Source organism: Alteromonas sp. LMIT006, assembly GCF_024300645.1.
In the GTDB taxonomy this organism is placed as follows: Bacteria; Pseudomonadota; Gammaproteobacteria; order Enterobacterales; family Alteromonadaceae; genus Opacimonas; species Opacimonas immobilis.
Genome location: NZ_CP101291.1, coordinates 294,582 through 314,773 on the forward strand (window position 1 = coordinate 294,582; position 20,192 = coordinate 314,773).

At 44.7% G+C, this 20,192-nt stretch carries 21 protein-coding genes; 14 read left to right on the forward strand and 7 right to left on the reverse strand.

The window, feature by feature from the left end:
- Positions 1-70 precede the first annotated feature (70 nt).
- A complete protein-coding gene (gene orn / locus NLG07_RS01390) occupies positions 71-622 on the reverse strand; it encodes an oligoribonuclease (RefSeq protein ID WP_254855906.1) in 552 nt (183 codons plus the stop codon).
- 89 nt (positions 623-711) lie between these two features.
- Here orn and rsgA point away from each other — a divergent pair, with 89 nt between their 5' ends.
- Genes rsgA through NLG07_RS01410 form a run of 4 tightly spaced genes read left to right on the forward strand, consistent with a single transcriptional unit; the run spans position 712 to position 4,203 of the window.
- The gene (rsgA, locus tag NLG07_RS01395; protein ID WP_254855907.1) at positions 712-1,737 is read left to right on the forward strand and encodes a small ribosomal subunit biogenesis GTPase RsgA; all 1,026 of its coding nucleotides are present in this window, start codon (positions 712-714) and stop codon (positions 1,735-1,737) included.
- Between the two features lie 57 nt (positions 1,738-1,794).
- Positions 1,795-2,667 (forward strand): archaetidylserine decarboxylase, encoded by an 873-nt coding sequence (asd, locus tag NLG07_RS01400; RefSeq protein ID WP_254856781.1) that lies wholly within the window; start codon positions 1,795-1,797, stop codon positions 2,665-2,667.
- Between the two features lie 5 nt (positions 2,668-2,672).
- Positions 2,673-3,548 (forward strand): DMT family transporter, encoded by an 876-nt coding sequence (locus NLG07_RS01405; protein WP_254855908.1) that lies wholly within the window; start codon positions 2,673-2,675, stop codon positions 3,546-3,548.
- On the forward strand, positions 3,529-4,203 hold the full coding sequence (locus NLG07_RS01410) for a glycerophosphodiester phosphodiesterase (RefSeq protein ID WP_254855909.1): 675 nt from the start codon (positions 3,529-3,531) through the stop codon (positions 4,201-4,203). The genes NLG07_RS01405 and NLG07_RS01410 overlap by 20 nt, the downstream gene beginning before the upstream one ends.
- Here the strand turns inward: NLG07_RS01410 and NLG07_RS01415 are convergent.
- From NLG07_RS01415 to gpmI, 3 genes are all read right to left on the reverse strand, one after another.
- Positions 4,200-4,571 (reverse strand): MerC domain-containing protein, encoded by a 372-nt coding sequence (locus tag NLG07_RS01415; protein WP_368501262.1) that lies wholly within the window; start codon positions 4,569-4,571, stop codon positions 4,200-4,202. The genes NLG07_RS01410 and NLG07_RS01415 overlap by 4 nt on opposite strands.
- Before the next feature lie 263 nt (positions 4,572-4,834).
- Positions 4,835-5,959, reverse strand: coding sequence for a murein hydrolase activator EnvC (locus NLG07_RS01420; protein ID WP_254855911.1), 1,125 nt, complete (start codon positions 5,957-5,959; stop codon positions 4,835-4,837).
- A gap of 10 nt (positions 5,960-5,969) precedes the next feature.
- Positions 5,970-7,505 (reverse strand): 2,3-bisphosphoglycerate-independent phosphoglycerate mutase, encoded by a 1,536-nt coding sequence (gene gpmI / locus NLG07_RS01425; protein ID WP_254855912.1) that lies wholly within the window; start codon positions 7,503-7,505, stop codon positions 5,970-5,972.
- 161 nt (positions 7,506-7,666) lie between these two features.
- On the opposite strand from gpmI, the gene NLG07_RS01430 reads away from it, so the two are divergent.
- Genes NLG07_RS01430 through gpsA form a run of 4 tightly spaced genes read left to right on the forward strand, consistent with a single transcriptional unit; the run spans position 7,667 to position 9,903 of the window.
- A complete protein-coding gene (locus NLG07_RS01430; RefSeq protein WP_254855913.1) occupies positions 7,667-8,092 on the forward strand; it encodes a rhodanese-like domain-containing protein in 426 nt (141 codons plus the stop codon).
- Between the two features lie 27 nt (positions 8,093-8,119).
- Positions 8,120-8,374 carry a glutaredoxin 3 gene (gene grxC, locus NLG07_RS01435; RefSeq protein ID WP_254855914.1) on the forward strand — a complete coding sequence of 85 codons (255 nt, stop codon included), beginning with the start codon at positions 8,120-8,122 and terminating at the stop codon, positions 8,372-8,374.
- Positions 8,375-8,403: 29 nt separating this feature from the next.
- Positions 8,404-8,901, forward strand: coding sequence for a protein-export chaperone SecB (gene secB, locus NLG07_RS01440; protein ID WP_254855915.1), 498 nt, complete (start codon positions 8,404-8,406; stop codon positions 8,899-8,901).
- Between the two features lie 3 nt (positions 8,902-8,904).
- On the forward strand, positions 8,905-9,903 hold the full coding sequence (gpsA, locus tag NLG07_RS01445; protein ID WP_254855916.1) for an NAD(P)H-dependent glycerol-3-phosphate dehydrogenase: 999 nt from the start codon (positions 8,905-8,907) through the stop codon (positions 9,901-9,903).
- Between the two features lie 25 nt (positions 9,904-9,928).
- Here the strand turns inward: gpsA and trmL are convergent, their stop codons facing one another.
- Both trmL and NLG07_RS01455 read right to left on the reverse strand, forming a co-directional pair.
- On the reverse strand, positions 9,929-10,393 hold the full coding sequence (trmL, locus tag NLG07_RS01450; protein ID WP_254855917.1) for a tRNA (uridine(34)/cytosine(34)/5-carboxymethylaminomethyluridine(34)-2'-O)-methyltransferase TrmL: 465 nt from the start codon (positions 10,391-10,393) through the stop codon (positions 9,929-9,931).
- A 3-nt stretch (positions 10,394-10,396) separates the two neighbouring features.
- A complete protein-coding gene (locus NLG07_RS01455; RefSeq protein ID WP_254855918.1) occupies positions 10,397-11,347 on the reverse strand; it encodes an alpha/beta fold hydrolase in 951 nt (316 codons plus the stop codon).
- Positions 11,348-11,743: 396 nt separating this feature from the next.
- Here NLG07_RS01455 and argC point away from each other — a divergent pair, with 396 nt between their 5' ends.
- From argC to argA, 6 genes are read left to right on the forward strand one after another with little or no spacing between them, the layout of a single operon-like run.
- Positions 11,744-12,769 (forward strand): N-acetyl-gamma-glutamyl-phosphate reductase, encoded by a 1,026-nt coding sequence (gene argC / locus NLG07_RS01460; protein WP_254855920.1) that lies wholly within the window; start codon positions 11,744-11,746, stop codon positions 12,767-12,769.
- Positions 12,766-13,551, forward strand: a complete 786-nt coding sequence (gene argB, locus NLG07_RS01465; RefSeq protein WP_254855921.1) for an acetylglutamate kinase — start codon at positions 12,766-12,768, stop codon at positions 13,549-13,551. Before argC ends, argB begins: the two co-directional genes overlap by 4 nt.
- Before the next feature lie 19 nt (positions 13,552-13,570).
- A complete protein-coding gene (locus NLG07_RS01470) occupies positions 13,571-14,488 on the forward strand; it encodes an ornithine carbamoyltransferase (RefSeq protein WP_254855922.1) in 918 nt (305 codons plus the stop codon).
- 12 nt (positions 14,489-14,500) lie between these two features.
- Entirely contained in the window at positions 14,501-15,718 is a 1,218-nt protein-coding gene (locus tag NLG07_RS01475) for an argininosuccinate synthase (RefSeq protein WP_254855923.1), read from the forward strand.
- Between the two features lie 20 nt (positions 15,719-15,738).
- Positions 15,739-17,127 (forward strand): argininosuccinate lyase, encoded by a 1,389-nt coding sequence (gene argH / locus NLG07_RS01480; RefSeq protein ID WP_254855924.1) that lies wholly within the window; start codon positions 15,739-15,741, stop codon positions 17,125-17,127.
- A gap of 16 nt (positions 17,128-17,143) precedes the next feature.
- Positions 17,144-18,460 (forward strand): amino-acid N-acetyltransferase, encoded by a 1,317-nt coding sequence (argA, locus tag NLG07_RS01485; protein WP_254855925.1) that lies wholly within the window; start codon positions 17,144-17,146, stop codon positions 18,458-18,460.
- Between the two features lies 1 nt (position 18,461).
- On the opposite strand, the gene NLG07_RS01490 is transcribed toward argA, so the two are convergent.
- On the reverse strand, positions 18,462-20,147 hold the full coding sequence (locus NLG07_RS01490) for an NAD-dependent malic enzyme (RefSeq protein WP_254855926.1): 1,686 nt from the start codon (positions 20,145-20,147) through the stop codon (positions 18,462-18,464).
- Between the last annotated feature and the right edge of the window lie 45 nt (positions 20,148-20,192).

A 20,192-nucleotide genomic window follows, 5' to 3' on the forward strand; every position in this document is an offset into this window, starting at 1 on the left:
TTATTATTAGTGTTATCACACGATAATATGTCAGGGATACAAAATGTACAATAGTTACCTAAAATTCGTACTAAATTTTAAATACGTGTTTGCGATAATGAATCAGCTCGGCAATGGACTCACGGATATCGTCTAAGGCCAAATGCACGCCTTTTTTGACGACTTGATCCACAATCTCTGGTTGCCATCGACGAGTCAGTTCCTTGATGGTCGATACATCGATATTGCGATAATGGCAATAACCTTCAAGGCTAGGCATATATTCAGCCATGAAACGACGATCTTGACCTATACTGTTACCACACAAAGGCGACTGTTGTGGACCAACCCATTGCTTAACAAAATCCAAGGTGATCTTCTCTGCATCGGATACAGAGTATTCACTCTCTCGACAGCGTTGAGTCAAACCCGTTGCACCATGAGTTTTGATACACCATTCGTTCATGTTGTCCAAAATATCATCAGATTGATGAACCGCTACGACTGGACCTTCGGCAAGGATATTTAGATCTTTATCGGTAATGATGGTTGCGATTTCTAATACGACACATTCTTTAGGGTCGAGTCCGGTCATTTCCATATCAATCCAAATTAAATTATCCGAAGAAAGTACTGGGGTCATGCAAAAATTCCTATATCAGAGTAGCATTAGCATTATAGCTAGCTTAACGGTAATATATAGTCAGTTTTTAATTTATCTTGTAATATTTCGTGGCCAAAAAACCAAAACTCAGCGACCGTCAACGCCGTCAGATTGCGCATAATCGGCGTAAAAAACAAGCCGCTCCCAAGCTCGATGTCGCCCACCTTGGCCCACTTACGACGGGTAAAGTCGTTAGTCGCTTTGGCAAGCAAGCCATTGTAAGAGATCCGCAAGATAACCAAGTACAAGTTCACATTCGCCGAACCATTGATTCAGTAGTATGCGGCGATGACGTGCAATTTTATCCTCCCTCAAGCCCTGAAAGTAGTGACTTGGGCGTAATTGAGCTGGTTGAGGAGCGACAATCTGTACTAACACGCCCAGATTTTTATGATGGAGTCAAACCCATTGCGGCCAATATCGACCAAATCATCATTGTCAGCTCCATTGTGCCAACCCTGTCGCCCCATATCATTGATCGCTACATAGTCGCTTGTGAAGACGTCCATATCACACCCATTATCGTCATTAATAAAGTGGAATTACTCGATGACGAAGACTTTGCCATCGTGGAAGAAATGACTCAAGTGTATCGAGATATCGGCTACCAAGTGCTGTATACCTCGTGTAAAGCCAATATAGGTATTATCCAGTTAGCGGATTTATTAGTCGATAAAATCAGTGTGTTTGTCGGACAGTCTGGAGTTGGCAAAAGCTCATTAGTCAATGCTCTATTGCCTGAATCTGAAGAGTTAGTTGGCGATGTTTCGGCCAATTCAGGATTAGGTCAACACACCACAACCGCTGCCAAGCTCATTCCTTTTGCAAAAGGTGGAGAGCTGATTGATTCCCCTGGAGTACGTGAATTTGCCTTGTGGCACCTACCTGAAGAACAAATTACTCAGGGTTTTATCGAATTCAGGGAATATTTGGGTGGCTGTAAGTTTCGCGACTGCAAGCACCGAGACGACCCTGGATGCTTGTTACGGCAAGCTGTTGAAAATGGTGACATTGATCCTGAGCGCTTTGCCAGCTATCACAAAATCCTTGAGTCTATGTCAGACAAACGTCCTAATTTTGCAAAGGATTTTTAATTCTTTCTGCGTCAAATCCATGTACAATATGCGCTCTTATTTATGGAGAAAAACACCGTGCTGGATTGGTTCAAAGTTCGTTTACAGTATATTCTACCGAAACACGCTTTATCGCGCTTAGTCGGCAAATTTGCCGCCGGCGAATATGGCAAGGTCACCACAGCTGTGATCAAGGCATTCATCAAGCAATTTAATGTGGATATGAGTGAAGCTAAATACGAAGATCCAGCTCACTACTCAAGTTTCAATGCTTTTTTTACTCGTGAACTTAAAGACGGTTTACGCTCTTTTTCTGACAATACAAATGAACTCGGTCATGCTGTCGACGGTACTGTCAGTCAATGTGGTCCAATCGAGGGCGAACAGATTTTTCAAGCCAAAGGACATCATTACAGCCTAACGGCGCTACTCGGCGGGGATGCAAAATTGGCCGCACCATTCAAAGGCGGGGATTTTGCGACTATTTACTTGTCACCTCGTGACTATCACCGGATTCACATGCCATTGACAGGCAAGCTTACCGATATGGTGTACGTGCCTGGCGAACTTTTCTCAGTGAACCCTCTGACTGCTGAGAACGTGCCGGGTTTGTTTGCTCGCAATGAGCGCGTGGTGGCGATATTTGATACTGCCATTGGTAAAGTCGCTATCGTCCTCGTGGGTGCGACCATTGTTGCAAGCATCGAAACATCTTGGGCGGGTACTGTGACACCACCTGCTGGCAAAAACGTCACCCATTGGCAATACACAGACAGTGCCGGTGATAGTATCACGCTACAAAAAGGGGAAGAAATGGGCCTATTCAAATTGGGCTCTACTATTGTCGTGTGTTTTGAGCCAAACCGTGTCGATTTGCGCGATTTAAGTGCCGGTCAAGTGACACGTTTAGGTGAAACCTTCGCCACCATCCAAAATGCTGACATTAAGTAATATTGATGGATCCCGTTAAACGCAGTCTTTATTCACTACACTTTACAGTGATGTTGTTGGGTGGTACTGCATTATTTTCGCAAATCATTCCGTTAACCGCCCTCGACATCACTATCGGTCGCTCGATCTTCGCCTGTTTGTTTTTGTACACTCTGATTAAGCTCATGGGAGAATCTTGGCGCTTGGACAATCGTCGCGATTATTGGGTGGGTGCCGGATTGGGTGTGATCATGGCAGTGCATTGGATCACTTACTTTGCTGCGATGCAATATGCGGGTGTATCCGTTGGCATAATTGCGCTATTTACGTTTCCAGTCATCACGGTGTTGCTCGAACCATTTTTTGAGAAAATTCGACTGCTTTGGCAAGATGTTATCAGTGCCATCGTCGTCTTCATTGGGATCATGTTGATCGTCCCAGAAAACAACCTCGATAACGACATTACCATGGGTGTTGCCGTTGGGGTCTTTTCTGCGTTGTTATACGCTTTGCGTAATTTGTTACACCGACAGTATTTTTCGCATTACAGTGGTGCCAAAGCAATGAGTTATCAAACTTTGATTGTCTCAGCATGCTTAATTGGATTCACATCAGAAGAAATGCTGAATATGTCCGGACATTCTTTGCTGTTACTGTTCGTATTAGGTACTTTATTTACTGCCGTACCACATGCCATGGTTGCCGCTTGTTTACAACACTTACGCGCCAAGACATTTTCACTGGTTGCTTGTATGCAACCGTTTTATGGGGTGATTTTGGCTATTTTACTGCTTGGCGAACAGCCTAACTGGCAAACTTACATTGGTGGGCTTTTAATTGTTGCGGCAGCGGTGTATGAAACCATCATAACGGGTAAACGTCATGCAGATACTCGCACATAGAGGAGCTTCAAAGCGCTTTTTAGAAAATTCGATGGAAGCGTTTCGCTCTGCCATCAGCAGTGGTTGTGATGGAATAGAATTTGATGTGCATTTTTGTAACGGGCAAGCGCTGATCATCCACGATACAAACTTATTGCGTACGCATAAGGTGGATGTGAATATAACCGAACTCAATGAAACGCTCCGACAACAATATCAAATCCCTACCTTGACACAAGTAATGGCGTTACTGCCACCGGATTTGATTATTAATATCGAAGTCAAAAGCTGTGATGATGTCCCGTTTATGCAAGAATATATGGCAAAGTTATCTCACTTAGGTTTGTTCGGTGACCATGTTGTCCTATCGTCATTTGATAAACGCCTTTTAGAGCATCTGCAATGTATTAAATTGCCTGTGAAGTGGGGATGGTTATCGGAAGATAACCATGCAGAACTGCCATCAATCCGTGGAGATATTATTTATGATATTGTCGGGATCAGTTCTGAAATAGCCACTGCACAACGCATTACTACGATTAAGCAAACTGGTAAATCCGTATGGGTCTTTACCTTAGATGAACCTACTCAATGGGAGGATATGCTTCAACTTGGCGTTGACGGATACTTTACCAACACCCCGCACGAAGCCGTTAATTGGTTTAATGCCCGTTAAGAGGGGCTAGCAACCTTACTGCCACATCCTTTACACGCTTTGCACAGGCGAATATTAAGGATGTGAGAAGCGATGATCAACACTGCACCAATAGTCACTACTAATGGTTCAAAGTGATGTCCAAACATATCTTTTTGCCAATAGATAAAACCGCCCATGGCTAAAGAATAAATAGGATACAATTGTCTATGATACTTGTAAAATCCGATGAGCAAAGCAATAAAGCCGACCACAATTGAGAGTAACAAAACCATACGCTCAAACCATTCTTCTGCAAAAAATGAACCGGCAAGCAATGGCACTAAAGGAAGAATAACGGGCACTGCAATACAATGAAGCGCGCACAAGCTGGTGAGCCATACACCCACTTGGTCTATCCTATTGTCTTTGCTAAATATGAAACGCATTTTTAAAGTGACTTACCTTACAATTGTTATATTGTAACATCATAATAAAGTGATCACTAACTTATTTTTAGGTTATGGAATTATTTGCACATTGATGAGGGTTCGTTCTTGTGTTTGAGTTACTGCAAGGTTGTTATTTTTATTGACTCACGCAATGCAACATATTCAGAAATACTGATAAGTTCAACCCAAAACGGTTAAAACAACTAAAGAAATAGGAATATTTAATGAGCAAACCATTGTTTTGGATTCAGAGGAATGCCTTTGTGTCTGAGTTCAAAGTAGAGATTTGGCGTGCTCTGGCCGCCACTTTGTCCCATAAGCGCAATGGTCTCACCGCGATTTACGAGATCGCCTACAGACTTTAATAGCGCTTGATTATGACCGTAAACCGTCATATACCCAGCCCCGTGATCCACAACTAGAACCAAGCCAAAACCGCGCAACCAATCTGCGAACAGAACCTTGCCGTTCGCAACCGACGTAATCGAGGTTCCAGAATCGCCGTTAATAACAACACCTTTCCACTTGAGCTGCCCTTCCCGACGTTTACCAAAATGGTACTGAACCACTCCATCCGCTGGGATTGTTAAATCACCTTTAAAATCGGCTAAGCCGACAAGAGACTCGGTCAATGTTTGTTTTCTAGTTGCTTCGGCTATGGCTTGAGTTAGTTTTTGTTCGTCGACTTGCAATCGCTCAATCCGAGCAATATCAGAATCTATTTGTGCTTGCAAAGCATCTAGTGATTTTTGTCTGGCTAACTGCTCACTGGCTAGTTCAATAGACTGGCCTTCTAACCTTGCTAATAAACGCATGGTGCGTTCTTGCTCAACCTCTAGTGCTTGCTCTACTTTTTGGATCCGGGCAATCCCTTGGCGAAACTCATCTATCGCGGTTTTTCGACCTTTATAAATGTACTGGTAGTAAGTCAACATTCGCTCAAGTTCTGCAATGTCTTGTTGATTAAAAATCATCTTTGCCAAATCGTAATCACCCGCGACAAACGCTGAACGAATTTGTTGGCCTAGATGGTCTCGTTGAATTACCAGTGCATTTTTTAGTGCCGCTATTTCTTGCTCAAACGTCTTTATCTGAGCGTTATTTTGTTTGATTGCAAGATTAATTTGATTGAGTTCTTTCGCAATATTACTGATTTTTTTTTCTTGGCTTTGCAGCGTGCCTAAGATTGCATCGCGTTTAGCTTCGCGAGCCGCTTTCTGTTTTTGCGCTTCCGCAATTTGTTGTTGGATATTTTCTAAATCAGCTTGTTGCGCAAATACCGGAGGAATAACAGCATACAGGCAGGCAAGCGCAATGACGCTTGCCTTGATGATGCCTGTCGCCACTATCCTTCCCCTATTCCGCTAGGGTGACGATAGGGGTACCGGTCATTTCGGTGGGCTGCTCCATACCTAAAAGATGTAACATAGTAGGCGCTACATCACTGAGTGTGCCACCGGTTCTAACTTCAGCTTTTCGACCATAATAAATAAAAGGCACTGGCTCACTGGTATGTGCCGTATGCGCTTGTCCGGTGTTTGGATCCTGCATCTGCTCAGCGTTACCATGATCAGCCGTAATCAGACACTCACCACCCACTTCAGCTAACGCGGCAAGCACACGACCAATAGCTGTATCAACAGCTTCGCACGCTTTTACAGCCGCATCAAAATTACCAGTATGCCCAACCATATCGCCATTCGGGAAGTTACATATGATCACATCGTGACGCTTATTTTTGATCGCATCGACCAACTCGTCAGTTAACTTAACTGAGTTCATCTCTGGTTGTAAATCATACGTAGCCACATCTGGTGACGGAATTAACACGCGCTGCTCACCATTAAATTCATCTTCTTTACCTCCAGAGAAAAAGAAGGTCACATGGGCAAATTTCTCTGTTTCAGAAATACGTAATTGAGTCTTGTCATGCTTAGCTAACCATTCGCCAAGTACATTCGTGAGTTTTTCCGGAGGAAAGGCACATGGGTTAGTAAGGTTACTTTCGTATTCGGTTAACATCACAAAGTCACATAGCGCTATTTTGTCACCACGGGCAAAGCCAGTAAATTCGTCATCCACAAAGGTATGTGCGAGTTGCCTTGCGCGGTCAGCACGGAAGTTCATGAAGATGACTGCATCTCCAGCATCCATTGTGACGGCTTCGCCAATCACAGTGGCTTTGACAAACTCGTCATTTTCATCGCGCTCATACGCAGACACCAAACCAGCCACAGCATTATCGGCTTGATAAGCGCCTTCCCCTTTGGTTAAAAGCTGATAAGCTGTTGCAACGCGATCCCAACGATTGTCACGATCCATCGCAAAGTATCTTCCTACAATAGTAGCGGTTCGACCGACACCAACTTCAGCAAACACCTCGTCAGCTTTTTCCAAACTGGCTTGAGCTGAACGAGGTGGCGTATCACGTCCATCTAAGAAGCCGTGCAAATAGATGTGCTGTGCGCCACGTTGAGCGGCTAGGCGAATCGCTGCAAAAATGTGGTCTTCATGAGAATGCACGCCACCTGGTGATAATAAACCCATGATGTGCACGGCTTTGTTTTGGGCAACCGCTTTATCAATCGCTCCAGTTAACGCCGGATTTTGTGCAAAATCCCCATCTGCAATGCTTTTGGTGATCTTCGTAAAGTCTTGATACACAACCCGTCCAGCGCCAAGATTGACATGGCCAACTTCTGAGTTACCCATTTGACCATCAGGTAAACCAACATCGAGTCCAGAACCTGATATAAGTGTATTTGGATAGCTCTGAGTCAACTCATCTAATACTGGAGTGTTTGCTGCCAAAATTGCATTGTTTTCAGGATCTTCTCGATATCCCCAGCCGTCCAAAATTAACAGTGCCAGGGGTGCCTTTAGTTGACTCATACTCGCCTCAAATAATATAAAAAAACGTCAAAACTTTAGTGCGTATAAAATACCATTTTTTCCAGATTGGGAAAAGACACATTATCGGCACTAGTCAAATCAATGAGATGCGTTATACTGTGCGTCGTTTTTTTATATTAATACGTGAAATAGGGTTATTCATGGACCAACTTATCGAGTTTGCTACCGCTAATGCATTATTATCTGGGATTTGGTTAGCGCTAGTCGCACTTCTTTTATACACGTTTATTGCGCCGTTACTTTCTCCAGTGAAAAATCTGACCACCCACGAAGTCACTCAGAAAATCAACAAAGAGGACGCCGTTATCCTTGATATCCGCAAACCAGAAGAGTTCAAAAAAGGGCACATTACTGGAGCGCGTCAACTCAAGGCAGACGAAATAAATCAAGCCAATTTTACCAAGCTTGAAAAGTACAAAAACACCCCCATCATTGTTGTATGCCCTTATGGTATGAATGCTGGCAAAACAGCTCACAAATTAGCTAAAGCCGGTTTTTCACAAGCCTTCACATTAAAAGGCGGTATGGAAGCTTGGTCGAGCGCCAACTTACCGGTAACCAAATAACCTTGCAGACAACGACAAGAGAACAATATGGCTAAAATCGAACTCTACACCAAAGATTACTGCCCTTACTGCAAGCACGCTTTGGCTTTATTTGCCAGTAAAGGGGTTGAGGTGAGCAACATTGAAATCCAAGCAGAACCAGGCCAACGAGGTGTGATGATTGAACGTGCTGGCGGACGCACTACTGTGCCGCAAATTTTTATTAACGATCAACACATTGGCGGATGTGACGACCTTTTTGCGCTTGATGCTCAGGGTAAGTTAGACCCGCTCTTAGCGTAATTTAATACTTTAAACATTTAGGAATTCCCATGGCTGACGAACAAAATCAAGCCGCTGCTGAGCAGCAACCACAACAAGCACCTATTAGCATTCAGCGCATTTATGCGAAAGATATTTCTTTTGAGACGCCTAATTCTCCTGTCATATTTAACGAAAAGTGGGAACCAGAAGTTAAGTTAGATTTGGACACTAAGAACAACACATTAGGTAACAACTTACATGAAGTTGTATTGTCCGTCACTGTTACGGTAAAAGTGGGCGAAAAAGTCGCATTTTTGTGTGAAGTTCAGCAAGCTGGTATTTTCTATATTGCTGATATGCCTGAGCCAAACGTTAAGGCTGTTATTGGTACCTTCTGTCCAAATACCTTGTTCCCATACGCACGCGAAACTATTTCAAGCTTGGTAAATCGTGGCACCTTCCCAGCGTTTAACCTAGCTCCAGTAAACTTTGATGCCATCTTCCAAGCGTATATGCAACAACAAGCGCAAGAAGAAGCTCAGAAAAAAGACCAGCTTGACGCTTAAGTTATGACTGAACGCAGGATTGCGGTGTTTGGTGCAGGCTCTTACGGCACTGCTCTAGCTCTACAACTCTCACGCAACGGTGTAGAGACCTTGTTGTGGGCTCGCAATCCGGAACATGTTCAGCAAATGCAACAAGAGCGCGCCAACTTGCGCTTTTTGGATGCATCTTTTCCGGACAATCTCTCGGTGACAGCTCATATGCAATCTGCAATTGAATTTAGCCGAGAGATCTTAATAGTGGTGCCTTCTGCTGCCTTTAATGAGTGTATCATTAACATCGCCCCTCACCTGCGAGCTCAGCATCGTATAGTCTGGGCAACGAAGGGGCTCGAGCCCAAGACAGGTCGTTTGCTATCTGAAGTTGCAATGGATTATCTTGGTCCTGATCGACCCATGGGGGTCTTATCCGGTCCGACTTTCGCCAAAGAAATGGCTGCCAATCTACCCACAGCAATAAGTTTAGCGACGACTTGTGACGAATTTGGCCAAACCATAGCTGATTATTTGCACAATCCCAAAAGTTTTCGTGTGTATTTGAATCATGACATGGTCGGCGTTCAATTAGGCGGAGCTGTTAAAAATGTCATTGCCATTGCGGCTGGGTTGGCAGACGGTTTGGGGTTTGGCGCGAATGCACGAACGGCCCTCATTACTCGTGGCTTGGCTGAAATGGCCAGACTAGGCGCAACCTTAGGCGCTCATCCTGAAAGCTTTATGGGCATGGCTGGGCTTGGCGATTTGGTGCTTACCTGTACCGATAACCAATCGCGTAACCGTCGCTTCGGCCTTGCTTTGGGTGAGGGCATGGATGTAAATTCGGCAATCGAGAGCATCGGGCAAGTCGTTGAGGGTTATCGCAACACGGAAGAGGTGCACATCTTGGCACAAAGACAAGGAGTTGAAATGCCAATCACTGAACAACTTTTCGCCGTTTTATACGGTGGTAAAGATGCTAAGGATGCAGCAATGGCATTATTAGGTCGTGATTTGACAAATGAGTGATGCTTTCTAGCCAGCGAAGATGACGCTATACCGCGCCATCAAACCCCAACTGACGCCATGCCTCATAGACAAAAACCGCAACGGAATTTGACAAATTCATGCTTCTAGAGTGAGGCAACATTGGGATCCTGACTCTCTGTTCGGGTGGTAAACTAAAAATAAAATCTTCTGGCAATCCTCGAGTTTCCGGGCCAAAAATCAAGGCATCCCCCGCTTCATATTGTGCTTTATGATGGTGTTGTGAACCTTTTGTAGTACAAGCCAAAATGCGCTTGGGTTGGGCTGCTTGTAAATACTCATCTAAGGTCTTGTGAATTTGTACTGGCGCTAACTCCGAATAATCCATACCTGCCCGACGCACTGATTTTTCATCTAATGAAAAGCCCAGTGGCTCAATCAAATGCAAACGAAAGCCTGTGTTACCACACAAACGAATGATATTGCCGGTGTTGGGCGGAATTTCTGGTTGGTATAACACAATATCCAGCAAAGTTTATTCCTCAAAAAAAGTCATAATTGCATCCAGTGTCGCATTTCTGTACACATCCGTTTCAAATAATAGCTCGTGATATGCCCCATCAACACTGTGCCAACTCGCATTTGGCATCAGGTTAACGATGCGTTGTTGAGCTTCATTGTCTACAATTTTATCTGCTCCAGCACTGATGCACAATAACGGAATATCGGTGTGAGGTGCCTGTTTTTCGAGGGTGTATAGGGCTTGTATTGCCGCAGCTACCCAAGCATAAGTGACACCGCCTAACTGAGTATCAGGAAAAGCCTGTTGTTGCTGACGAAATATCTCATAACGAGTTGGACTATGGGTGAGCTTATTATTAGCAAATGGTTCGGGCAGGTAGTCCTTTTGACCGATAAAATATAAAGGTTTTTGCAATAAATTACTGCCCATCAAGCCCAATGCTAAGACAAGCTTAGTTAACCATTCTGGAAGCGGGGCTTTTAAGCCGAGCATAGGTGCCGTTAAAGCTACTTTGGCAAACCAGCTTGGCTGTTGTTGTACAAGCATTAAACCAATCGCACTGCCCATCGAATGACACAATAACCACGGCTGCGCAAACCGAGGCTGAACGATTTCTTGTATGAACTCAGCCAAATCATCTCGATACGTAGTAAAGTCAAGAATATGCCCATGCATTCGGTTAGGACTTATCCGCTGTGATAAGCCTTGGCCACGATGGTCACATGAAAATACCGCGATTCCGCGTTGTGCCAATTCATAAAACAGTGCATCGTATTTGAGGTAACTTTCCACCCTGCCAGCGCTTATCACAATCGCTTGTTTGGCATTGTCCGGAATATGTAACGCATACGCTAATTTAATCCCTTCCTTACTATGCAATACATCCTGCTGTACATGTTCTAAAAACCAGCTTGAGATAATGGGTTGTTTTAAGAGCAGTTCTTGTTCAGATAGCCAGTTCATTGATTCATTCACACTAATTTTATCGATTGGGCCCAGAGCATTTATGCATGTCTATAATATGCGACTGATGCATTATAGCCTTTTTTTGCTGCTTCTTGCAGACTGTTCTTATGTGGTAAACACAGTGCACTAACAATAAATATTTCTGAATATAAATACATTTTTATTGCATAAAAAATCATTTTTACTATAATTAGCTAAATATATATATAAATTGACAGTTTAGAATATGTTCGATTTTTTAACGACACACTACCGATTTAACACTCTCCCTGCCTTGCTGGATGAGGTTATTTGACGAAAGCTAGATAATACTCTGTAAAGCAACACTTTTATCTTTACCCGATAATTTGACGGTAAGGATAAAAGTGATTTTTCTTTTTTAGGAACCGAGAGATGATCAAAACCTGTATTATAGGCGCAAGTGGATACACCGGCGCAGAACTTGTAAGACTCATTAGCCAACACCCGAGTTATGTATTGGATGCGATATTTGTGTCATCCAACTCTCAAGATGCACATAAATCCATAAGTGATTTGCACGCTGCCTTAATTGGTGTGACCGACCTTAGCCTATGCCCACTGCAAGATGATGCACTAGAACAGCTTGCATGGGATTACGATGTGATTTTTTTGGCAACGCCGCATGAAGCCTCACATGAATGGATCCCAACACTTGCCGGTAAACGCGCAGTGATTTTGGATTTATCGGGCGCCTATCGACTACAAGATAGAAGCGTCTTTGAGCAATATTATGGCTTTGCCCATACCGACCAAATTTGGTTGGAGCACGCTGTATATGGCCTCGCTGAGTGGTATCCACAACAGATCAGTGATGCCTCAGTGGTTGCTGTTCCTGGCTGTTATCCAACCGCAAGCTTATCAGGCTTAAAACCTCTGTTTAATGCAAACTTACTTGATACGAATGTGAGACCTGTGATTAATGCAATATCAGGGGTATCAGGTGCCGGTCGCAAGGCTGCACTGAGCAATAGTTTCTGCGAGGTCGGCTTGCAAGCCTATGGAATTTTGGCGCATCGCCATATGCCCGAGATCACTGAGCATCTCGGTACCGAAGTCATCTTCACTCCGCATTTAGGAACATTTAAACGCGGTATTTTGGCCACCATTACGGTCAAATGCTCTGACAATACCACGATTGAACACATAAATAGTGCATTCGAACAAGCCTATCCAAAGGGGGGCTTGGTTCGCTTGAGACGTTCCGCACCAAAATTAGACGATGTTGTGCATACGCCCTTCTGCGATATTTTTTATGCTTATGACGCTACCTCACAATATGCAGTTATCACCGTCGCAATTGATAATGTCCTTAAAGGTGCAGCAGCACAAGCTCTGCAATGTGCAAATTTGACTCAAGGCCTTGCTGTGAATTCAGGTTTGATCGCGGAGGCAGAATGAAACCTTTAGTCATCAAAGTTGGCGGTACCTTTTTGGAACACCCCAATTATCACACTGACTTTTTTGCACATGTAAAGGCGTTACAAAAAAACAGACCCGTCGTCCTAGTACATGGCGGTGGTTCATTAGTCCAGGCACTGTTTGATAAGCTAGGCAAGGCCACGCAAAAACGGGAAGGCCTTAGAGTAACTCCCAAAGACGACATGCCATATATTGCTGCCGCATTGGCTGGTCAATGCAGTACAGCACTGTTATCGGCTGCATTACAAAACCAAATCACCGCAACGGCAATAACATTAGCCGATGGGAATATAACTTATTGTACCTTAGATAATGCTGAGTTGGGTCAAGTTGGTACCCCACATCAAGGCACACCAGATTTTCTCAATGCTTTACTTGAGCTAAACGTCCTACCAATCATCAATTCAGTGGGGGCTACGCAAACTGGCGAACTAGCAAATGTCAATGCCGACCACGCTGCAACGATTATTGCTCAGTTGATTGAGGCAGATTTATTACTGTTATCCGATGTGCCTGGAGTGTTAAATGCTGACAAACAATTGTTACCTACACTCAACATGGAAGAATTCACTCAGTATGTGGAAAACGGTGTTATTACCGATGGCATGATTGTCAAAGTCCAAGCTGCTTTGGACACCGCCAGTCAATTATCCGCACCGGTTATTATCGGGGCATGGCAAAATACCCAGGCGCTCATGAGCGGTAACTTAACCGGATTTGGCACGACTATTCATCCACAACAACAGACAGAAACTGCTTAAAAAAGCAAAAGGAAACATAATGCAACAGGATTTATTGACCTTTAAACATTCTACTCCAGAGCAGATGCAGGAATTGCTAAATTTGGCTTTAGCCGTCAAACGCGCACCATCTGATTATCGCAATGCCTTGCAAGGCAAATCTTTGGTTGCGTTGTTTGAGAAACCCTCTTTGCGCACACGAGTGAGCTTTGACATCGGTATCAACAAACTAGGTGGGCATTTGGTGTATTTGGATGCGCAAGCCAATAACCTGGCCGGGCGCGAAGACACCAAAGATATGGCGCAAAATTTATCGTGTTGGGCGGATGGCATCATTGCCCGAGTCTTTGCTCATGAAACGCTTCAAGAGCTTCAAGAGTTTGCCAGTGTTCCCGTAATTAATGCACTGTGTGACCGCTACCACCCATGTCAAGGCTTGGCTGATTATCTCGCGATGGCGGAAGTATTCCACAATGTGCAAGGTCGCACTATGGCCTACATCGGTGATGGCAATAATGTCACTCATTCATTGCTTATCGTGGGTAGTCTCCTTGGTGTCAATCAAGTGGTGGTCACGCCAGAAGGCCATGAAGCAGACGCCGATATCGTGGCGTGGGCAAAGCAAATGGGCGAGACGACCGGTGCAACGATCACTGAAATCAATGATGTTAGTCAATTAGGCGTAGCCGATGTGATTTATACTGACACTTGGCTATCCATGGGGGATAATACACCGTTGGCTGAAATAAAAGATAAATTCATGCCTTATCAGGTCAATCACGCACTCATGGAACAGTGCGGTGCACAATATGTGATGCATTGCCAACCGGCGCATCGCGATTTAGAAATTACCGGCGAACTAATGGATTCGGACGCCTCATTATTAATGTTACAAGCAGAGAACCGTATGCATGCTCAGAACGCGATTATGGTGACCTTGCTTGGTGCAAATGTGTAAGAGTTATCATTCATGAAAAAAGATATCAAAAAAGTCGTTTTAGCTTATTCTGGCGGTTTAGATACTTCAGCTATTATTCCTTGGTTAAAAGAAAACTACGACTGTGAGGTCGTTGCTTTTGCGGCCGATGTTGGTCAAGGTGATGAAGAATTAGAAGGTTTGCATGACAAAGCCATCGCCAGCGGCGCCAGCGAGTGCTACATCATGGATTTAAAAGATGAGTTCGTAGCAGATTACATTTTCCCTACGGTCAAAACTGGCGCCGTATATGAAGGTGAATACTTACTTGGTACCTCAATGGCGCGTCCAGTAATTGCCAAAGCACAAGTAGAAGTTGCGCGCAAAGTGGGTGCAGATGCATTGTGTCACGGTTGTACAGGTAAAGGTAATGACCAAGTTCGTTTCGAGTCAACTTTTGCCGCTCTCGCACCTGATTTGACGGTTATTGCGCCGTGGCGCGAATGGGATATGGTTTCGCGTGAAGATTTGCTTGATTATCTAGCTGAGCGCAATATTCAGACAACTGCTTCTGCGACTAAGATATATAGCCGCGATGCGAACGCATGGCACATTTCACATGAAGGTGGTGAATTAGAAGACCCTTGGTGTGAGCCAACTAAAGGCATTTGGACACTCACTGTCGATCCAATGGATGCACCTGATACACCAGAAACCGTCACATTATCTTTCGCTAAAGGTGAATTAGTGGCAGTCAATGACCAAGCACTTGCACCGTATCCTGCTTTAATGGAGTTAAATCGCATTGGTGCAGCGCACGGTGTTGGACGAATCGATATCGTTGAAAACCGCCTAGTCGGCATGAAATCTCGTGGCTGTTATGAAACGCCTGGGGGCACGATTTTGGTCAAAGCTTACAAAGCACTTGAGTGTTTAGTGCTAGACAAAGCCGCTCTGAAACACCGTGAACAACTAGGCCTTGAGTTCTCTCATGTTATGTATGACGGACGCTGGTTTACGGCACTTAATGATGCCTTACTTGCAGGCGCTAACTCATTTGCGCAACTCGTTACCGGTGACATTGTGGTAAAACTGTACAAAGGCACTGCAACAGTGACTCAGCGCCGTTCACCGAACAGCTTGTACTCTGAAGATTTTGCGACTTTTGGTGCGGATGATGTCTATGACCAATCACATGCTGAAGGCTTCATTCGTTTATTCAGTTTATCAAGCCGCATCAAAGCGATGCACGATATGGATAAAGCCAAGTAAGTAAAGGTTAGGAGTACAAGATGGCATTATGGGGTGGGCGTTTTGCCCAAGGTAGTTCGAACATGTTTCGTCAGGTCAATGATTCCATTGGCTTTGACCAAGTCATGGCTGCGCAAGATATCTGGGGATCCATTATCTGGTCTCGTGCGATAGCTAAAGCTGGTGTATTGACTGCGGATGAACAAAACCAAATTGAAACTGCCTTGGATACATTACTAGCCAAAGCAAAAGCGGGCGAGTTGGATTTTTCGCAGACCGATGAAGAAGACATTCATGCTTTTGTTGAGGCTGAGTTGACCAAACAACTCGGTGATATTGGCCGCAAACTTCATACTGGGCGTTCGCGTAACGATCAGGTAGCCACAGATTTTCGCTTGTGGGTCAAAGACCATGTCAGTATGTTACGCCGTGATCTGATTGCTGTGATTACGGCGTTGGTCAATGTTGCGCAACGTACGCAAGATGTCATTTTCCCTGGCTATACGCACTTACAACGTGCTCAACCGGTGCGCTTTGCCCATTGGGCGCTCGCGTATGTCGAGATGTTCAAACGCGATGTATCACGCCTTGATGATGCCCTTGCGCGCATGAATTATGCGCCACTTGGCTGTGGCGCACTTGCCGGAACCACCTTCCCAGTGGATCGTCATGAGATTGCCTCTCAACTTGGCTTTTCTGGACCTTGTACCAATTCATTGGATGCCGTATCAGACCGAGATTTTGTTCTGGAGTTATTGTTTTGTGCTTCCACCTCGATGATGCATATTTCGCGTATGGCGGAAGATTTAATTTTTTACAATTCAGGTGAATCTGGCTTTATTTCGCTTGGCGATAGTGTGACCTCAGGTTCTTCTTTGATGCCACAAAAGAAAAATCCCGATGCGTGTGAGTTAATGCGCGGTAAGTGTGGTCGTGTCTTTGGTGCCCTGCAAGGACTACTGGTCACGATGAAAGGCTTGCCTCTTGCATACAATAAAGACATGCAAGAAGATAAAGAAGGTGCAATGGATGCCGTCACGCAATGGCACATTTGTCTAGCGATTTCGGTAGAAGTACTTGACAGCATGCAAGTGGATAAAGCTCGTTGTGAACAGGCCGCTAAGCAAGGCTATGCCAATGCTACAGAACTCGCAGACTACTTGGTCGAGCGCGGTATTCCTTTTAGAACGGCGCACGATATTTCTGGTCAAGCGGTGGTGTACGCCATCGAACAGGGTAAGGCTTTAGAGGAACTAACTGTCACAGAGTTGCAACAGTTTTCCTCTATCATTCAAGACGATGTATACCCTGTCTTGCAATTAGAGTATCTGGTTGATAAACGCAATATCCTTGGCGGTACTGGCAAAGAACCCGTCACAAAAGCCATCGAACATGCCCTTGCGTTTTTAGCCGCTCAGCAAGTATGTTAGTGTAGAGGGTTTTACTATGGTTTTAACTCACCTTGACATGATTTCACTGTTTCGCAACTCCGCGCCTTACATTAATGCGCATCGAGGCAAGACCTTTGTCATTATGTTAAGCGGTGAAGCAGTTGCAAGCCCTAATCTGCCGACCATCATTCATGACATTGCGTTGTTAAATTCGTTGGGTGTTCGATTAGTCATTGTGCACGGTGCTCGTCCTCAAATTGAGGAGCGTGTTGCGATGCGCGGGTTTGATTCACGTTACCGTGATGACATTCGTATCACTGACAAACCCACTCTTGCCTGCGTGCAAGATGCTGCGGGTTCGGTTAGGGCTCAGATTGAAGCATTGTTGACTATGGGTCTAGCCAACTCCCCCATGCACGGCTCCGATGTGCGAGTTGCTTCTGGTAATTTGGTTGTAGCAAAACCTATCGGGGTCCGCGATGGTGTCGATTTTGAAAATTCAGGTCAAGTACGCCGTATCGATAAAAGCGGTATCACCAATCACTTAAACGATGGTTTCATCGTGTTGCTTTCACCAATTGGTTATTCTCCCACAGGTGAAGTGTTTAATCTTTCTCATGAAGACGTTGCCGTTGAAGCTGCTCGTATATTGGATGCAGATAAATTGATTGCGTTTTCGGAGCACAAAGGCTTAATTGATAATCAAGACCGATTGCTGCGCAACGTTTCGTTATTACAATTAGAAACCTTGCTCGAACAAGACGCCCTAATCAACGAACCCAATGTGCTCAACGCCCTCTACCACAGTGTGGCGAATGGCACTGAACGCTCTCATTGTGTTAGCTATAATATTGATGGCTCATTACTCAAAGAACTATTTACCCGAGACGGCACCGGTTCGTTAGTAACCGAAAATCACTATGAACAGTTGCGACCGGCGACAATTGAAGATGTAGTCGGAATATTACAACTCATCAAACCGCTTGAAGAAAGCGGTGCTTTAGTCAAGCGCTCCCGGGAACGTCTCGAAAATGAAATAGAGCATTTTACTGTCATTGAGCGTGACGGTATGATCATTGCGTGCGCAGCGTTGTATCCCTATCCAGACGAGTCTTGTGGTGAAGTTGCTTGTGTGGCTACCCACAGTGATTACCGAGGAAAAAACAGAGGCGAGCGCTTGCTTGAAGCACTCATCAATGAAGCGCAGCAAAACGATCTTACCACCCTATTTGTACTGACTACACTAACCGCACATTGGTTTATGGAGCAAGGTTTTCAACCTGGGGATGTGGCAGACTTACCTACTGCAAAAAAAGAGTTATATAACTTTACTCGCAACAGCAAAGTCTTTACATTACAAGTCGCAAATTAATTTACACACTCACTCGCTTATACTCCCGATACTCCGGTTGCCAAAACTGAGCGTCAATACGCGAGAGTAGCTCTTCATCAGACACACTCAAAGCATGACCCTGTTGCATCGCCACCTTGGCCACAGCAAAACCAATCGCTTTACTGATAGAGTGAATAGCCGTGATGGGTGGCAACAACGCGCCTTTCCCCGTGTTGGCCACCGGAGAGAGCTCCGCTAGAGTGCTCGCGGCTACCATTAACATCTCATCACTGATAACGCGTGATTTGGCCACCAAGGCACCCAGTCCAATACCTGGGAATATATAACTGTTATTACACTGCGCGATCGGAAACGATTTGCCATTATGAAGCACCGGATCAAACGGGCTACCTGTCGCAACAATGACCTCACCATCACACCAGTGGATCACTTCTTCAGGGGTTGCTTCAACCCGTTTTGACGGATTGGAGAGTGGAAAAATAATCGGTAATTTATGTTGTTTCGCCATGGTTTTCACGATTTCTTCAGTGAATAATCCCGGAACGCCTGAGACACCTATCAAAGCATCCGGTTTGGCATGAGAGACAACTTCTAACAACGAAGGATATTCGCCACTAATTTGCCAATCCGAAATAGCATTTCTAGTTTGGGCTAGAGCGGCTTGAAAATCTCGAAGTTCAGGTGTGTCGTTGGTAATTAAACCTAATCTATCGACCATGTAGATCCTCTCGCGCGCATCTCCATCTGATAATCCTTCATGCTTCATTTGTTGAATGAGCATCTCGGCAATCCCGCAACCAGCTGAACCACCACCAACAAATGCAATACGCATACTCGAAAGCGTCTTACCTGCTAAACGACACGCAGATAGTAGTGTACCTAAAGCCACGGCCGCTGTGCCTTGGATATCATCATTAAAACAGCAATAGTCTTCGCGGTATTTTTGCAAAATCGGCATGGCATTAGGCTGTGCAAAATCTTCAAATTGCACCATGGCTTCTGGCCAACGTCGTTTTACCGCCTGCATGAATAAGGCGATGAATTCGTCATAAGTCTCTTGGTCAATACGCGTATGACGCTCTCCCATGTACATAGGATCGTCCAGCAGTGCCTGATTGTTCGTGCCGACATCTAGAGTAATTGGCAAGGTATAGGCAGGACTAATCCCACCACATGCGGTATATAGGGAAAGTTTACCAATTGGGATCCCCATCCCTCCAATGCCTTGGTCACCCAAGCCCAAAATGCGTTCACCGTCTGTCACAACGATGACTTTTACTTTGCGCTTTGTGGCATTACGCAGAACATCATCAAGATGATGGCGCTCTTTATAGGAGATAAATAAACCTCTTGAAGAGCGATAAATATCCGAAAAGCGTTCACATGCTTCCCCAACGGTAGGCGTGTAAATGATGGGCATCATTTCAACGATGTGCTCTTGTACTAATTTGAAGTACAAGGTCTCATTGGTGTCTTGAATCGCACGAAGATAAATGTGTTTGTTGAGCGGATCATCAAAGCTCTTATACTGTTGATAAGCGCGCTCCACCTGTTCCTCAATGGTTTCGTATCTAGGAGGTAAAAGACCCATTAAGTTAAATGATTTGCGCTCTCGCTCAGAAAATGCACTGCCCTTATTTAACAGTGGAGTTTCTAAAAGTGCAGGGCCAGCATGTGGAATGTATAAATACCCTTTATCTGTCATCGTAAATCCTGTCGTGTGATGAGGTTATTCTTATTGTTGTGTTAT

Bases quoted from the DNA above. Each gene is read 5' to 3' on its own strand.
- orn (WP_254855906.1), bottom strand. From the start codon at position 622: ATGACCCCAGTACTTTCTTCGGATAATTTAATTTGGATTGATATGGAA.
- NLG07_RS01405 (WP_254855908.1), top strand. From the start codon at position 2,673: ATGGATCCCGTTAAACGCAGTCTTTATTCACTACACTTTACAGTGATG.
- NLG07_RS01410 (WP_254855909.1), top strand. From the start codon at position 3,529: ATGCAGATACTCGCACATAGAGGAGCTTCAAAGCGCTTTTTAGAAAAT.
- gpmI (WP_254855912.1), bottom strand. From the start codon at position 7,505: ATGAGTCAACTAAAGGCACCCCTGGCACTGTTAATTTTGGACGGCTGG.
- NLG07_RS01430 (WP_254855913.1), top strand. From the start codon at position 7,667: ATGGACCAACTTATCGAGTTTGCTACCGCTAATGCATTATTATCTGGG.
- grxC (WP_254855914.1), top strand. From the start codon at position 8,120: ATGGCTAAAATCGAACTCTACACCAAAGATTACTGCCCTTACTGCAAG.
- secB (WP_254855915.1), top strand. From the start codon at position 8,404: ATGGCTGACGAACAAAATCAAGCCGCTGCTGAGCAGCAACCACAACAA.
- gpsA (WP_254855916.1), top strand. From the start codon at position 8,905: ATGACTGAACGCAGGATTGCGGTGTTTGGTGCAGGCTCTTACGGCACT.
- NLG07_RS01455 (WP_254855918.1), bottom strand. From the start codon at position 11,347: ATGAACTGGCTATCTGAACAAGAACTGCTCTTAAAACAACCCATTATC.
- argC (WP_254855920.1), top strand. From the start codon at position 11,744: ATGATCAAAACCTGTATTATAGGCGCAAGTGGATACACCGGCGCAGAA.
- argB (WP_254855921.1), top strand. From the start codon at position 12,766: ATGAAACCTTTAGTCATCAAAGTTGGCGGTACCTTTTTGGAACACCCC.
- NLG07_RS01470 (WP_254855922.1), top strand. From the start codon at position 13,571: ATGCAACAGGATTTATTGACCTTTAAACATTCTACTCCAGAGCAGATG.
- NLG07_RS01475 (WP_254855923.1), top strand. From the start codon at position 14,501: ATGAAAAAAGATATCAAAAAAGTCGTTTTAGCTTATTCTGGCGGTTTA.
- argH (WP_254855924.1), top strand. From the start codon at position 15,739: ATGGCATTATGGGGTGGGCGTTTTGCCCAAGGTAGTTCGAACATGTTT.
- argA (WP_254855925.1), top strand. From the start codon at position 17,144: ATGGTTTTAACTCACCTTGACATGATTTCACTGTTTCGCAACTCCGCG.
- NLG07_RS01490 (WP_254855926.1), bottom strand. From the start codon at position 20,147: ATGACAGATAAAGGGTATTTATACATTCCACATGCTGGCCCTGCACTT.